14 protein-coding genes are annotated in these 14,047 nt (G+C 60.7%); 9 read left to right on the forward strand and 5 right to left on the reverse strand.

What is annotated here, in order from left to right; all coding sequences use genetic code 11:
• Positions 1-2: 2 nt before the first annotated feature.
• Positions 3-1,106, reverse strand: a complete 1,104-nt coding sequence (locus ACM6IO_RS23060; RefSeq protein ID WP_414912295.1) for a polyamine ABC transporter substrate-binding protein — start codon at positions 1,104-1,106, stop codon at positions 3-5.
• 111 nt (positions 1,107-1,217) lie between these two features.
• On the opposite strand from ACM6IO_RS23060, the gene ACM6IO_RS23065 reads away from it, so the two are divergent.
• A complete protein-coding gene (locus ACM6IO_RS23065) occupies positions 1,218-1,991 on the forward strand; it encodes a helix-turn-helix transcriptional regulator (protein WP_414912296.1) in 774 nt (257 codons plus the stop codon).
• Between the two features lie 117 nt (positions 1,992-2,108).
• On the opposite strand, the gene ACM6IO_RS23070 is transcribed toward ACM6IO_RS23065, so the two are convergent.
• The gene (locus tag ACM6IO_RS23070; protein WP_414912297.1) at positions 2,109-3,044 is read right to left on the reverse strand and encodes a class I SAM-dependent methyltransferase; all 936 of its coding nucleotides are present in this window, start codon (positions 3,042-3,044) and stop codon (positions 2,109-2,111) included.
• Positions 3,045-3,233: 189 nt separating this feature from the next.
• Between ACM6IO_RS23070 and ACM6IO_RS23075 the strand changes: the two genes are divergently transcribed.
• From ACM6IO_RS23075 to ACM6IO_RS23095, 5 genes are all read left to right on the forward strand, one after another.
• A complete protein-coding gene (locus tag ACM6IO_RS23075) occupies positions 3,234-3,842 on the forward strand; it encodes a cytochrome b/b6 domain-containing protein (protein ID WP_414912298.1) in 609 nt (202 codons plus the stop codon).
• Positions 3,839-4,618: a molybdopterin-dependent oxidoreductase gene (locus tag ACM6IO_RS23080; protein ID WP_414912299.1), complete on the forward strand. Its 780-nt coding sequence runs from the start codon at positions 3,839-3,841 to the stop codon at positions 4,616-4,618. Before ACM6IO_RS23075 ends, ACM6IO_RS23080 begins: the two co-directional genes overlap by 4 nt.
• 71 nt (positions 4,619-4,689) lie before the next feature.
• On the forward strand, positions 4,690-4,959 hold the full coding sequence (locus ACM6IO_RS23085; protein ID WP_008033131.1) for a pentapeptide MXKDX repeat protein: 270 nt from the start codon (positions 4,690-4,692) through the stop codon (positions 4,957-4,959).
• Positions 4,960-5,230: 271 nt separating this feature from the next.
• Positions 5,231-5,638 (forward strand): response regulator, encoded by a 408-nt coding sequence (locus tag ACM6IO_RS23090; RefSeq protein WP_414912300.1) that lies wholly within the window; start codon positions 5,231-5,233, stop codon positions 5,636-5,638.
• A gap of 76 nt (positions 5,639-5,714) precedes the next feature.
• The gene (locus tag ACM6IO_RS23095; RefSeq protein WP_414912301.1) at positions 5,715-6,383 is read left to right on the forward strand and encodes an HAD-IA family hydrolase; all 669 of its coding nucleotides are present in this window, start codon (positions 5,715-5,717) and stop codon (positions 6,381-6,383) included.
• Between the two features lie 107 nt (positions 6,384-6,490).
• On the opposite strand, the gene ACM6IO_RS23100 is transcribed toward ACM6IO_RS23095, so the two are convergent.
• Both ACM6IO_RS23100 and ACM6IO_RS23105 read right to left on the reverse strand, forming a co-directional pair.
• On the reverse strand, positions 6,491-7,150 hold the full coding sequence (locus ACM6IO_RS23100) for a methyltransferase family protein (protein ID WP_008043500.1): 660 nt from the start codon (positions 7,148-7,150) through the stop codon (positions 6,491-6,493).
• A gap of 614 nt (positions 7,151-7,764) precedes the next feature.
• Complete coding sequence (locus ACM6IO_RS23105; RefSeq protein WP_223450335.1) at positions 7,765-8,709, reverse strand: GlxA family transcriptional regulator; 945 nt, start codon at positions 8,707-8,709, stop codon at positions 7,765-7,767.
• 124 nt (positions 8,710-8,833) lie between these two features.
• Here ACM6IO_RS23105 and ACM6IO_RS23110 point away from each other — a divergent pair, with 124 nt between their 5' ends.
• Complete coding sequence (locus tag ACM6IO_RS23110) at positions 8,834-9,625, forward strand: SDR family NAD(P)-dependent oxidoreductase (protein ID WP_223416421.1); 792 nt, start codon at positions 8,834-8,836, stop codon at positions 9,623-9,625.
• Between the two features lie 102 nt (positions 9,626-9,727).
• The gene (locus tag ACM6IO_RS23115) at positions 9,728-10,657 is read left to right on the forward strand and encodes a pyridoxal-phosphate dependent enzyme (protein WP_008034623.1); all 930 of its coding nucleotides are present in this window, start codon (positions 9,728-9,730) and stop codon (positions 10,655-10,657) included.
• Positions 10,658-10,726: 69 nt separating this feature from the next.
• On the opposite strand, the gene ACM6IO_RS23120 is transcribed toward ACM6IO_RS23115, so the two are convergent.
• On the reverse strand, positions 10,727-11,044 hold the full coding sequence (locus ACM6IO_RS23120; protein WP_008043507.1) for a DUF2388 domain-containing protein: 318 nt from the start codon (positions 11,042-11,044) through the stop codon (positions 10,727-10,729).
• Positions 11,045-11,236: 192 nt separating this feature from the next.
• On the opposite strand from ACM6IO_RS23120, the gene ACM6IO_RS23125 reads away from it, so the two are divergent.
• Positions 11,237-13,858, forward strand: coding sequence for an RHS repeat-associated core domain-containing protein (locus ACM6IO_RS23125; RefSeq protein ID WP_414912302.1), 2,622 nt, complete (start codon positions 11,237-11,239; stop codon positions 13,856-13,858).
• Positions 13,859-14,047: the final 189 nt, after the last annotated feature.

The following is a 14,047-nucleotide window of genomic DNA, read 5'->3' on the forward strand; positions in this document are numbered from 1 at the left end:
GTTCACTGCCCGTTTTTGACCTTGCTCCAGATCCGCGTGCGCACGCGTTCGGTAGCCGGCGGCAGCGGCTGGAGGGTGAATAACGTGGCCAAGGCTTGCGCGGACGGGTACACCGCCGGGTTATTGCGAGTCGCTTCGGCCACCAGCGACGTGGCGCTACGGTTGCCGTTGGGGTAGTTGAGGTGATCACTGACCGGGGCAATCACTTCAGGGCGCATCAGGTAGTCGATGAAGGCCAGACCCTGCTGCGGGTGCGGTGCGTCCTTGAGCAACACGAGGGTGTCGAACCACACCGGCGCGCCTTCCTTCGGCAGGTTGTAGGCGATCTTCACGCCGTTGTTGGCTTGCTCGGCGTTGGTCTTGGCTTCCAGCATCGCGCCGGACCAACCCACCGCGACGCAGATGTTGCCGTTGGCCAGGTCGCTGATGAATTTCGACGAGTTGAAATAGGCGATGTGCGGACGCAGTTTGAGCAGCAGCGCTTCGGCCTTCTTGTAGTCCTCGGGATTGGTACTGTTGGGCGGCAGGCCGAGGTAGTGCAGGGCGACCGGCAGCATCTCCGACGGCGAGTCGAGCATGGCCACGCCGCACTGGCCGAGCTTGGCCAGGTTGGCTTCGTTGAACACCAGCTCCCAGGAGTCCACCGGTGCCTTGTCGCCCAGCGCGGCGCGGACTTTATCGACGTTGTAGCCAATGCCGTTGGTGCCCCACAGGTACGGCACGGCGTACTGATTGCCCGGATCGTTGTTGGCCAGTTTCGCCAGCAGGTCAGCATCCATGTTTTTGAAGTCAGGCATCTGCGCGTGGGGCAATGGTGCCAGGGCGCCGGCCTTGATCAGGGTCGGCAGGCTGAAGTTGCTGGCCACCACCACGTCGTAACCGCTGCGGCTGGTGAGCAGTTTGCCTTCCAGCACTTCGGCGCTGTCGAAAGTGTCGTAAACCGGCTCGATCCCGGTGTCGCGCTTGAAGTCGTGCAGGGTGTTGGGTCCGATGTAGTCGTACCAGTTGTAAACGTGAACCGTCGGGCTTTCGGCAGCCAACGCCGACAGCGAAACGCACAAACAGGCGCTCAACCCGAGATTGATCTGTTGAAGGCGACGACTCATGATGCGGCACTCCTGGCCTGCTGCAGGCCGGTGATGAACAGGTGCTTGCAGCGTATCGGCAGGCCGGGGACTCACCCATTCCCATCATGGGTTACTCGAAAGGGGTAGAGCGTGGACGCGTTGCTGAAAGAGTTGCCGGTGCACCAGGGCCTGGCGCGGGTGTTTGGCGCGTTGGGCCGGGACGGTTTCTGGCGCGCACTGGTCGACACGCTGCGGTTGCTGGTGCCGCTGGACAACGCATTGGTTGCGGTGTTGCGGCCGGGGCGAGTGCCGCGCCTGCTGATCGATTTCGACGCCAAGGGCAGCGCCGACGAGCATGAGGAACTGGCCGGTTACAGCGCCGGCATGTACCTGCTCGATCCGTTTTATCAGGCCGCGTGTGCAGGCATTGCCGATGGCTTGCACAGCCTAGAGTCGCTGGCGCCAGACCAGTTTCAGCAAAGCGAGTACTACCTGAGTTACTTCCGCTCGGTGGTGGGCGACGACGAGTTGCAGTTCATGATCAACGTCGAAGATTCCGTGCTCGGTTTGTCACTCGGCCGTTCGACGCGTTTTACCCTGGAAGAGCAGGGCCGTCTGCTTTGTGTGCGTGACTGGGTGCTGGCGGCGATGCGCCGTCACCTGCAATTGATGCCGCCAGAAGGCCCGGTTGCCGAAGCCGTGGCCGGGGATCTGGCGACGTTGCTGGATCGCTTCGACGCACGCCTGACAGTGCGCGAAATCGAAACGGCGCGCCTGATTCTCCAGGGCTTTTCAAGCAAGGCGATTGCCCAGCAATTGGGGATCTCACCGGAAACGGTGAAAGTGCATCGGCGCAACGTCTATCACAAGCTCAACGTGAACGGGCATGGGGAGTTGTTTGCGTTGGTGTTGCAGCCGCGTTGACTGGCAAATCACAGAGATTTATTGCCTGTCAGGCCCCCATCGCGAGCAGGCTCACTCCGACATTGGAACGCGGTCAAATGTGGGAGTGAGCCTGCTCGCGATGGGCGCGGCGCGGTGTTACTGCCTAAACACCAACGCCTTCAACCCGCACTCGACATCCGCATCCGGAAACTCCGGCGGATTCTCCAGCCGTTGCTCGAACCGCAGGCTCGGCGCCTCGCGCATGACGCCATCAATCAGGAAGTCCGCGCCGAACGCCGGGTCGTTCATGCAGGCCAGCACCGTGCCCTGTGGCGTGAGCAACTCCGGCAACCGACGCAGCACGCGCTGGTAATCCTTGGTCAACAGAAAACTGCCTTTCTGGAAGGACGGCGGATCGATGATCACCAGGTCATAAGGGCCTTTACCGATCACTTTGCCCCAGGACTTGAACAGGTCGTGGCCGAGGAAACTCACCTTGCTCATGTCGTGGCCGTTGAGCCGGTGATTGTCGCGGCCACGGTTCAGGGCCGGGCTGGACATGTCCAGGTTGACCACATGTTCGGCACCGCCCTCGATGGCCGCCACGGAAAAACCGCAGGTGTAGGCAAACAGGTTCAACACGCGCTTGCCCTCGGCATTGGCGCGCACCCAATCGCGGCCGTAACGCATGTCGAGGAACAGCCCGGTGTTCTGCTTGCGGCCCAGGTCTACGCGATAACGCAGGCCGCCCTCGGTGATGGTCATGTCATCGATGACGTCCCCGACCAGCCATTCGGTGGTGCTTTGCAGCAGGTAGCGATGTTGCAGCGCCAACGTATGCGCGCCGGATGTCGCCCACGCCGGCGATTGAGTGAGTGCCATCAACCGCTGTTTCAGCGCTTCCAGCTGCGCCGCTTCCGGTTCCTTGAACAATGACACGAGCACCACGCCTTGCAGCCAGTCGACGGTCAATTGCTCCAGCCCCGGCCAGCACCGTCCGCGACCGTGGAACAGTCGGCGGGTTTCTGCGGGTGCCGCGGCCAGGGCGGTCAGCAGATGGTCGTGGAGGGTGGTGAGCGCATCTGAGTTCATCGGGCGGTGTCGGTCATTTGAGGGGGCGGCATTTTAACCACAAATGCACTCCTTGGGCTGACAACCCAATTCCCTGTAGGAGCAGGGGCCTGAGTTATCACGGTTAATTTAACTTTACGTGAGGATTTGGCGATCTGTCGGCTCCCATACTCGGCTCCAACGAATAACAACAACCGCCGGGAGCCGATCATGTCGCCGATTCCTGCTTCATCCCATCCGCGCTGGCTGCGCCTGACCCATTGGCTGAACGCCCTGGCGGTGCTGGTCATGGTCACCAGCGGTTGGCGCATCTACAACGCATCGCCGCTTTACGACTTCAGTTTCCCGAAAGGCATCACGCTGGGCGGCTGGCTCGGCGGGGCGTTGCAATGGCATTTCGCGGCGATGTGGTTCCTCGCCATCAATGGCCTTGTCTACCTGATCATCAACCTCGCCAGCGGTCGTCTCTCTCGACGCTTCTTCCCGGTGTCGCCCAAAGGTGTTCTGCAGGACCTGTGGGCCGCATTGCGCGGGCGACTGGGGCATGCCGACCTGAGTCATTACAACCAGGTGCAACGGCTGGCTTACCTGTTTGTGATGCTCGATATCACGCTGTTGGTGGTCTCCGGGCTGGTGTTGTGGAAGTCAGTCCAGTTTCCGCTGTTGCGTGAATTACTCGGCGGTTACGAAGCCGCGCGGCATGTGCATTTCATCGCGATGGCGCTGTTGGTGGGGTTTGTCGCGGTGCATCTGGTGATGGTCGCGCTCGTTCCCAAAACGCTGCTGGCCATGATTATCGGTCGCAAGGAGCCCGTATGAAAAAGCCCATCGAAGGCCTGGATGAGTCATCCATCCTCAAAGACGCCCGGAAAATCATTGCGCCGCAGATCGAAGACCGCTCGCGCCGTTCGTTCCTGATGCGTGGGCTAACCCTCGGCGGCGTGGCCATGTTGTCGGGCTGCAACCTGACCGACAACGAAAGCGTCGAGACTGCGTTGTCATCCATGTCACGGTTCAACGATCGGGTGCAGGGCTGGCTGTTCAATCCCGATGCACTGGCACCGACCTATCCGGCATCAATGATCACCCGGCCGTTCCCCTTCAACGCGTTTTACGGCATCGACGAGGCACCGACCGTTGAGGAAGAAAGCTATCGGCTGGAAGTCACCGGCCTGGTCGCCGACAAGCGCAGCTGGCGCCTCGAAGAGCTGCGCGCGATGGCGCAGAACGAGCAGATCACCCGGCATATCTGCGTCGAAGGCTGGAGCGCGATCGGGAGCTGGGGCGGCGTGCGGTTCAGCGATTTCCTCAAACGGGTCGGAGCCGACACCGATGCCAAATATGTCGGTTTCAAATGCGCCGACGATTACTACACCAGCATCGATATGGCCACCGCGCTGCACTCGCAGACCTTGCTGGCGCTGACCTATGACGGCGCGGTGCTGCCGCGCGAATACGGCTTCCCGATGAAGCTGCGCATGCCCACCAAGCTCGGCTACAAGAACCCCAAACACATTCAGGCGATTTTCGTCAGCAACACCTACAGCGGCGGCTACTGGGAAGACCAGGGCTACAACTGGTTCGGTGGCAGCTGACGGTACCCGCCAACTTCACAGCGCGGCTCACGCTGCGTTCAATCGCAACCTGTGCTTCAAGGAGTTTCATCATGAAAAAGTTGACCACCGTCGTATTGTCCATGTGCCTCGCCGTAGGTGCCGCCAGCGTGTTTGCCGCCGAGACGACAACCAGTGATGGCATGAGCAAGGACAGCATGAGCAAAGATTCGATGTCCAAGGACGCTATGAAAAAAGACTCGATGATGAAAAAGGATTCCATGTCCAAGGACACGATGAAAAAAGATGCCATGTCCAAGGACGGGATGAAAAAAGACGAGATGTCCAAGGACGCCATGAAAAAGGACAACATGTCGCAGTAAGCCAAAACAACCCGATCCCCTGTAGGAGCGAGCCTGCTCGCGAAGGCGTCATGTCAGTCAACAGTGATGTTGAATTTTAAGCCGTCTTCGCGAGCAGGCTCGCTCCTACAGGTTTTTGCATTCCAGAAAGGCGCCGATCTGATTTTGCAGGACGCCTGATTTCGTCGACTCCCTGTATCAAAAATGAATTTCCGCCGAGTCCGCTGCTCATACCTGTAGGCAGCGGATTTGAGCCCGCGAATTCATTCGGTAATCAGGGAGTGGCAAAGTCATGTGTCCAGTATCGACGGCGGGCGAGAACCTTCCAGGCGGGTTGATTCTTGTGGTTGAAGATGACCCGCTGATCCTGGAGTTTCTCTGCGAAGTTCTTCAGGAGGAAGGTTTCACCGTCGAACCGAAGATCAGCGCGGATGCTGCGGTGGGTTACCTGGAGCAGCACGCAGACAAGGTGGTACTGCTGCTGACGGACATCACCATGCCCGGCAAACTCAACGGTGCCGATCTGGCCAATCAGTTCGGCGACCGCTGGCCGGGTAAGCCGATCATGATCATGTCCGGCTTCGAAACGCCGCAGACTTCCGGCGTGCGGCATGAGGTGTCGTTCATCAAGAAACCCTGGGCGCTGGGGCAGTTGCTCGATTGCGTGGAAGGTGCGTTGAAGTCGAAGACGGTTGGCTGAAACAACACGCGGCGGACAAGCCAATGCTACATTGCTCGGCAAAACTCGCCCGGCTCTTGCAAAAGGACGCTCATCCTTGTCAGCTCAACCATCGGTTTTCAACAAGCCTTATCGCGCTTTCCTGTTCGATATGGACGGCACCGTCCTCAATTCCATCGCCGCCGCCGAGCGCATCTGGACCGTCTGGGCCTTGCGCCATGGCGTGCATGTGGAGTCTTTTCTGCCGACCATTCACGGCGTCCGGGCCATCGACACCATCAACCGCCAGGCATTGCCAGGTGTCGATGCCGAGGCTGAAGCAGCGTGGATTACCCAAGCGGAAATCGATGATGTCGAGGGAATTGTCGAGGTGCGCAGAGCGGCGGGCTTCCTGACGTCGCTGCCAGCCAGCCAGTGGGCCATCGTGACCTCTGCGCCCAAAGCGCTCGCGCTGCGAAGGATGGCGGCGGCGGGGATTCCCGAGCCTGCGGTGATGGTCACGGCGGAAGACGTCAGCGCCGGCAAACCCGATCCGGCGGGTTATCGATTGGCGGCCAGGCGGTTAGGAGTGGAAGTGACTAATTGCCTGATTTTCGAAGATGCCACGGTCGGCATTCTCGCCGCGCAAGCCGCAGGGGCAGATCTGTTGATCATTACCTCGACTCACGATCATCCGATCGAAACGCCGCATGCAACGATGGTCGATTATGGCTCGGTCACCGTCCAGGTCGACCCCGACGGCCAGGTCCGCCTGCTTCCTTTGTAACAACACCTCCCCTGTAGGAGCCGGCTTGCTGGCGATGGTGTGTCAGCCAAATCAATGTCACTGACACACCATCGCCAGCAAGCCGGCTCCTACAGAGAGAGGTGGTGTTAATAGAGACCGGGAATCAACCGCCAGCTACGGCTGCAATACGCCTCATATTCACTGCCAAACTGCGCCCGCAACAGCGCCTCTTCCGCATGAATGCGGGCAATCAGCGGGATCACCGTCAACGCTGCCAGCAACAGGCCAACGCCCGAACGAAACGCCAGCGCCCAACCCACCGCAATCACCAACATCCCCAAATAGCTGGGGTTGCGCAAACGGCGATAAATCCCCTCTGTCACAAGGCGATGCCCCGGCTGAATCGCCACCAGCCCGCTGAAGCGCTTGCCCAGCACAAACACCGGCCACATGCGCAACGCACCGCCGATGATGAACACCAACGCCCCGAGCCAACGCACGCCTTCGCCGCCGAAGGTCCAGAAGTCGATCCGGTCGGTGTAGGCGGGTAGAAAACCGCTCGCTATCCCGATCACCCCGAAGGCCGGCAGCACCCAGCGATTGGCCCGGTCTTCACGTTCGCCGGAGCTGAGGTTGACCTCGGTGAACAGCGCTGCGACCGTCATCAGCAGCGTCGCCAACACAACCACCACCAGCGCCCCATGAGAGAAAAAAGCGGCCCACCCGCCGAGCCCCCATACGGCGAGCCCGAGGTAGGCGAGGGTGCTGACAATGGCGAAAAACGCCAATCTGGCCGAGATCTTCATAGTCACCCCGCACATTCAACGAATACACCATTCATTGTAGGAGCCGGCTTGCCGGCGATGGCACTCTCAAAATCACCGCCGGCCTCAAGGGCCAATCGCCAGCAAGCTGGCTCCTACAAAATTTGTGTGTGACCGAGGATCGTGAGAGTTGCCCCGAATCCTGTAGGAGCCGGCTTGCCGGCGATGGCGCTCTCAAAATCACCGCCGGCCTCAAGGGCCAATCGCCAGCAAGCCGGCTCCTACAAATGGTGCATATGACGGAGGACACGGGGATTGCCCCTGCCCCTGTAGGAGCCGGCTTGCCGGCGATGGTGCTCTCAAAATCACCGCCGGCCTCAAGGGCCAATCGCCAGCAAGCCGGCTCCTACAAATGGTGCATATGACGGAGGACACGGGGATTGCCCCGGACCCTGTAGGAGCCGGCTTGCCGGCGATGGCGTTCTCAAAATCACCACCTGCCTCAAGGGCCAATCGCCAGCAAGCTGGCTCCTACAAATGGTGCATATGACGGAGGACACGGGGATTGCCCCTGCCCCTGTAGGAGCCGGCTTGCTGGCGATGGCGTTCTCAAAATCACCGCCTGCCTCAAGGGCCAATCGCCGGCAAGCTGGCTCCTACAGGACCTCGGCTCTGGCGTTGCGGCGAATTACTTGCGGCGGTTGGCCGAAGGCTCTGAGGAAGGCTTCACGCATGCGCCGGCGGTCGCTAAAACCGGTTTCGGTGGCGATCTGATCGAGGGTCAACCGACCGCGTTCCAGCATCTGTCGAGCCGCTTCCAGGCGCAGGTTTTCGATGGCTTTGGCTGGCGACTGCCCGGTTTCGGCGCGAAACGCCCGGCTGAACTGGCGCGGGCTGAGGCTCGCCACGTCCGCCAGGTGTTCCACCGACAACGCTTCGGCAAGGTGTTCGCGGGCATAACCGAGCACGGTCTGGATGCGGTCGGATTTCGGCTCCAGTTCCAGCAGCGCCGAGTGCTGGGACTGGCCGCCCGCGCGTCGGTGGTACATCACCAGTTTCTGCGCCACGGCGCGGGCGAGTTCGGCGCCGTGATCCTTTTCAACCATGGCCAGCGCCAGGTCGATACCGGCGGTCATCCCGGCAGACGTCCAGATCGAACCGTCAACCACGTAGATGCGATCCTCTTCCACTTTGATCGACGGAAACCGCGCCTGCAGTTCCCGTGCGTACGCCCAATGCGTGGTCGCCCGACGTCCTTCAAGCAAACCCGCCTGGGCCAACACAAAGGCGCCGGAACAGATCGACGCCGTACGCCGTGCGGTCTTGATGCTGCCGCGCAGGTAATTCAATACCCCCTCGGGCGCCTGCTCGAGAATGGCATCGCCGCCGACCACGATCACCGTGTCGAACACCCGTTCACCAAACGCCTCGGTGCCAACGCTCAAACCACCGGAGGCGCGCAAGGTGCGGCCGTCTTCGGACACCACACTCACCGTATAAAGCGTCTCGCCAGCGCTGAAGTTGGCGTATTCGAACACTGGCATCGCCGCCAGCGCCATGGACTGGAAGCCTTCAAACACCACAAACGCTACGGAAGTCATTGCCGGCTCCTCAAAAGGATATGTCCTGAAAACGTACTTTAAACGTCATTTGAGACAAGCGTCAGTCAATTTATAACTGTTCACACCCGGCGAACACCTCGCCTCACCGTGAAGGAAACTGAACATGGCTCTCTCGTCCAAAGGCACCGCCCTGATCACGGGCGCTTCTTCCGGCATCGGAGCGGTCTACGCCGACCGTCTCGCCCGTCAGGGGTATGACTTGATTCTGGTCGCCCGCAGCCAGGCCAAACTGAACGCCCTGGCCAATCACCTGAGCAACGAAACCGGGCGCGCCGTGGAAGTGGTCGCCGCCGACCTGAAAAACCGGGCCGATCTGCGCCGAGTTGAAGGCATTCTGCGTAACGACGCCAGCATTACTTTGCTGGTCAACAACGCCGGGGTCGGCGCCGTGATGCCGCTGCTGGGCAGCCCGGTGGATGACATGGAAGACATGATCACCCTCAACATCACCGCGCTGATGCGCCTGGCCTACGCGGTTGTGCCAGGCTTCGTCGCCCGTGGCACCGGAACCGTGATCAACATCTCCTCGATCGTCGCAATTGCGCCGGAAATTCTCAACGGCGTGTACGGCGGGACCAAGGCATTTGTGCTGGGCCTGAGCCAATCGCTGCACCACGAATTGGCGGATAAAGGCATCCGTATTCAGGCCGTGCTGCCCGGCGCCACTGCGACTGACTTCTGGAGCGAGGCCGGCAACCCGGTGGAAAACCTGCCGCAGGAGATCGTGATGTCCGCTGAAGACATGGTCGATGCTGCACTGGTGGGGCTTGCGAGCGGGGAAGTGGTGACCATTCCGGGCCTGCACGATGGCGAGCAGTGGGATCGTTACGAAGCCCAGCGCAAAACCCTGTCGGGCTTGTTCGGCAACTCCACGGCGGCACCGCGTTATCGTTGAAACAGCAAGCTCGGGCCAGGGTGATCTAAGCTTGTATAAGGACCGTGCAACACCGGCTGGTTGAAGAACTCGACCCGTCGGTGCGCGCTCGAGGAACCCAACATGCTTCACATCAGAACACCCCTGATCCTGCACCCGGGTTTGTCGACCCCCACTCGGCGGATCTGGCTCAAGCTGGAAAACCTGCAACCCAGCGGCTCGTTCAAACTGCGCGGCATGGGGCTGTTGTGCAGCCAGGCAAAGGCTGAGGGCAAGCGCAAGGTGGTCTGTCCTTCCGGTGGCAACGCCGGTTTCGCCACCGCTGTCGCGGCGGCCAGCCTGGGGTTGCAAGCGTGCATCGTGGTGCCACACACCACCCCGGAAAGCACGCGCGCGAGGATTCGTAAAACCGGTGCCGAAGTGATCGTTCACGGCAAGGTCTGGGACGACGCCAATCAGCGGGCGAAGGAGCTTTCTAAAGGGGCAGACACCGAATACGTGCCGGCCTTCGATCATCCGGTATTGTGGGAAGGGCACAGCACGATGATCGATGAGATTCTCGAGGACTGCCCTCAAGTCGACACGCTGGTGACGTCGGTGGGGGGCGGTGGTTTGCTGGCAGGCATTCTTACGGGATTGATTCGGCATGGCCGTATGGATTGCCGCATCATCGCCTGCGAAACCATGGGCGCGGCGTCTTTTTCGGCCGCGATCAAGGCCGGGCATCCGGTCAGGCTTTCGCGCATCGACACCGTTGCCACCTCGCTCGGCGCGGCTCAAGTGGCCGCCTGGCCGGTGCAACACATCCTCGATTTTCCTCACCAATGCGTGGTGCTCGGCGATGACGAAGCGATCATGGGCGTGGTGCGTTACGCCAACGATTTGCGCCAGCTGGTTGAACCGGCGTGCGGTGTTTCGTTGGCAATCGGCTATCTGGACCACCCGGCAATTGCCGATGCCCATGACGTGGTGATTGTGGTGTGCGGTGGCGTCAGCATCAACGCACAACTCGTTGCCGGATGGGCGCGTTCATCCGCTGAAAGCGCAAAGTAGCCGGCAAGCGAAGCAGGGCCGTAAACGCCTGGTCAGGTGTCACAAGCCCCACCGCGAATGTTTCAGCCTTCATTGCCCGGCAGCGGCACCGTCCTGGATCAGAATCGCTCTGGCGAGGTCTTCATCGCTGGCGTTCAGTCCGGGATTGTCCTGGCGGATCTGCTGCATGACCGACTCCAGATACACCCCACGAATCGCACCGCCACTGGCCACGAAGCTTGAGGCATCATCCCGGGCGGGGATCATGAGTTTGTCGTCCTTGAACGTCGAGTACAGCGAAGCGGAAACCCCGGCCGAGGTGGCCACATCGCCCGCATCCACATCCGCGAAAGCCGAGCCGAAGGGTACGCACAACACAAGGGAAGAAATGATGATCAGACGGCGCATGACGGTGTCCTCTGAAAGCGTAATGGAAGTACCACATAATTTAGGATGCGCGGCGGCCGTCAGGAGTTCCTTGCCGCACACACAAACACTTCAATGCGCGGGTTTGGATCCGCTCCGCTGTTGGCATCGGCATGGATTGACCTGTTGTTTCTGTCAGTAGTCGCCGTTTGCGTCGCATGGTATTCAACCTGAATGAACAGCCTTGACGTGGACACCCACACTCCCGATCTCGCGGTCATTGACCCGCGACGTCTGGCGGTGCGCGCGGTGGCTTATTGCCGTTCTGCGGTAGGGCAACCGGCGCAGCCGCAGATCACCCGGCAGGTGTTTGATCCGTTGGGGCGGGAAGTGGCGCGTGTGGATCCGCGATTAGGGGCTGCGGGGCGTGGGCCGAACCGGACCTCCCTTCGCGGGTTGTCCGGCACTGAGTTGTTGAACGTCAGTGTCGACTCAGGCTGGACCCTGTTGCTGCACGGCCCGGCGGGGCAAATGCTGCAACGCTGGGACAGTCGCAGCACCGGGCAACGGGCCTATGACCAACAATTGCGCCCTATCGCGGTGACCGAGCAACTTGAGGACGACGTACCACGGGTGGTCGAACGTTTTCAATACGGCGGTCCCAGCGGCAGTCCCAAAAATCAATGCGGACAACTGATCCGCCACGACGACCCGAGCACCACCCGGTACATGCCCGACTACAACCTGCGCGGCCTGCCGTTGCTGGAAAGCAGCCACTTTCTGGCGTCGCTCGATCCCGTGCACTGGCCGCTGGAAATTGAAGCGCGCAATGCCTTACTCGAACCCACATCCGGCTTCGACAGTCGTTGGACCTACGACGCCTTGGGCGAGGTCGCGACGCAAACCGATGCCATGCTCAACCGCCGACGGTTCAGCCGCACCTGCGCCGGGCAATTGCGCGCGGTTTCCTTGCAGCGTCAGGGCGAGGCCGAGGTGACGCTGGTCAGCGAGATCCGCTACAACGCTGGCCGGCTGGTCGAGCAGGAAACGGCGGGCAACGGCGTGGTCACCCGTGCCGAATTCCGCCCGGAAGACGCGTGGCTGCTGCACTTGAGTGCCGGCCTGCCCAATCAACCGCCGCTGCAAAAGCTGCATTACACCTACGATCCGGTCGGCAATCCGGTGCGGATCGATGACCAGGCCAAAACCACCACCTACTTCAAAAACCAACGCGTCGACCCTGTCAGCACCTACGCCTACGACAGTCTGTACCGGTTGATTTGCGCCACTGGCCGCGAGGTCTACCGCGCCGCCAACGACCCGAACGCGCTGGTGAACTACCGCGAAGAATACGATTACGACGCTGGCGGTAACCCCCTGGAATTGCGGCACCTTGGCGCGCAACCGTTCACCCGGCGTTGGGCCGTGGATGTGAGCAGCAACCGTCGCGTGATCCAGCACGACGGTGATCCACCGCCGGATTTCACCCGTGAGTTCGACGGCAACGGCAATCAGCTTCACTTGCTGCGCGGGCAAGCGCTGCGCTGGGACGCGCGCAATCAGTTAAGTCAGGTGTCTCCGGTTACCCGCGAAGACGGCCCGGACGATGTCGAGTTGTATCGCTACGGCGGCGGGGGCAAGCGCCTGCGCAAAGTGCGCTGCGCACTGACCTCACGCCGCACCTTGATCGCCGACGTCCGCTACCTGCCGGGTCTGGAAATCCACCGCACCGCCGATGGCGCCGAGCGGCATGTGCTGGAGATCGAAGCCGGGCGCAACACGGTGCGGCTGTGGCATTGGGTCGGCTCACCGCCTACCGGGGTCGACAATGATCATTTGAGTTACAGCGTCAGCGATCACCTGCGCTCCAGCCAACTGGAGCTGGACGAACAGGGGGCGGTGATCAGTGACGAAGGCTATCTACCGTTTGGTGGCCGGGCGTGGTGGGTGGCGCATCACGCCGCCAAGGCGTCGTACAAAACCAAGGGTTACTCGGGCAAGGAGCGTGACGCCACCGGGTTGCATTACTACGGTTATCGGTATTACGCAGCGTGGCAATATGGCTGGCTCAACCCGGACCCGGCGGGGGAGGTGGACGGGTTGAATCGGTATGGGTTTGTCGGGAATTCGCCGCTGCGGTATTTCGACCGGGATGGGCGGATGATGAACGAGGGGGATGATGACTTAGGCCGGGAGTTGCTGATGTTCGCCCAGTCAACGGCGGTCCGCGCCTTCCACGGCGACCAAGGCGCGCAAACACTGCTTGGGGCGTCCACTGCAAGTGCACAGTCGAATGGCAGTGGGCAATCAAACATTATGGCAAGTGACCTATCGTTGGAGAACTTACTGGAGACGATAGACAGCCAACCCCCGCAAGATAGGCGTCCGCTATTGAAACTCGTCAAAGAACTTGCTCGCGCCGGGAGCATGACTATCTCGCAGCCGATGCCTGCTCAGCCCCCGGATTACGCATCTGCATCAGCCATTCCCGATCCCAGTCAACCAACGCACGCCCTGAGCCAGACCGACCCCCTGTCCTCGACCTCTGCTGCGGCTTATGGAGCCGGCATAGCGCAAACGCGCCCTGCTAAACGATTTCCTTGTGCATACCCAGGCTGCGGCAATAGTTTTGGTCGGAGCAATGATTTGAAGAAACATATGCTAATCCACACGGGAGAAAAGGCGTACACATGCCAGGTTTGCAAAAAAAGCTTTAGGCATCGCCATCACTTGGCGGATCACGAACGAATCCACACCGGAAAAAAATCGTTCCTCTGCCTGATTTGCGGCAGACATTTTGCGAGCAGCTCTAATTTGAAGGCGCATGAGCGACGCAAGCACAATGCTGGGAGATAGCCATACCCGAACGAAAGAAACTCCCCAGACTTCCCTCATTACCGCGAAAACCGCTTCCGATACTCCTGCGGTGCCCCCCCAAATTGCGCTGAAACGAAAACCGAATGCGCTCCTCATCCCCCCGGGCAATCTGCTCAATACTGCGCTCTGACTCTCCCAGCAACCGCCGGGCCGCTTCCAGCCTCAGCA

It is taken from the genome of Pseudomonas sp. IT-P44 (assembly GCF_949768225.1).
GTDB lineage: Bacteria > Pseudomonadota > Gammaproteobacteria > Pseudomonadales > Pseudomonadaceae > Aquipseudomonas > Aquipseudomonas migulae.

Bases quoted from the DNA above. Each gene is read 5' to 3' on its own strand.
- ACM6IO_RS23120 (WP_008043507.1), bottom strand. From the start codon at position 11,044: ATGCGCCGTCTGATCATCATTTCTTCCCTTGTGTTGTGCGTACCCTTC.
- ACM6IO_RS23090 (WP_414912300.1), top strand. From the start codon at position 5,231: ATGTGTCCAGTATCGACGGCGGGCGAGAACCTTCCAGGCGGGTTGATT.
- ACM6IO_RS23110 (WP_223416421.1), top strand. From the start codon at position 8,834: ATGGCTCTCTCGTCCAAAGGCACCGCCCTGATCACGGGCGCTTCTTCC.
- ACM6IO_RS23115 (WP_008034623.1), top strand. From the start codon at position 9,728: ATGCTTCACATCAGAACACCCCTGATCCTGCACCCGGGTTTGTCGACC.
- ACM6IO_RS23085 (WP_008033131.1), top strand. From the start codon at position 4,690: ATGAAAAAGTTGACCACCGTCGTATTGTCCATGTGCCTCGCCGTAGGT.
- ACM6IO_RS23060 (WP_414912295.1), bottom strand. From the start codon at position 1,106: ATGAGTCGTCGCCTTCAACAGATCAATCTCGGGTTGAGCGCCTGTTTG.
- ACM6IO_RS23080 (WP_414912299.1), top strand. From the start codon at position 3,839: ATGAAAAAGCCCATCGAAGGCCTGGATGAGTCATCCATCCTCAAAGAC.
- ACM6IO_RS23100 (WP_008043500.1), bottom strand. From the start codon at position 7,150: ATGAAGATCTCGGCCAGATTGGCGTTTTTCGCCATTGTCAGCACCCTC.
- ACM6IO_RS23105 (WP_223450335.1), bottom strand. From the start codon at position 8,709: ATGACTTCCGTAGCGTTTGTGGTGTTTGAAGGCTTCCAGTCCATGGCG.
- ACM6IO_RS23075 (WP_414912298.1), top strand. From the start codon at position 3,234: ATGTCGCCGATTCCTGCTTCATCCCATCCGCGCTGGCTGCGCCTGACC.
- ACM6IO_RS23070 (WP_414912297.1), bottom strand. From the start codon at position 3,044: ATGAACTCAGATGCGCTCACCACCCTCCACGACCATCTGCTGACCGCC.
- ACM6IO_RS23125 (WP_414912302.1), top strand. From the start codon at position 11,237: ATGAACAGCCTTGACGTGGACACCCACACTCCCGATCTCGCGGTCATT.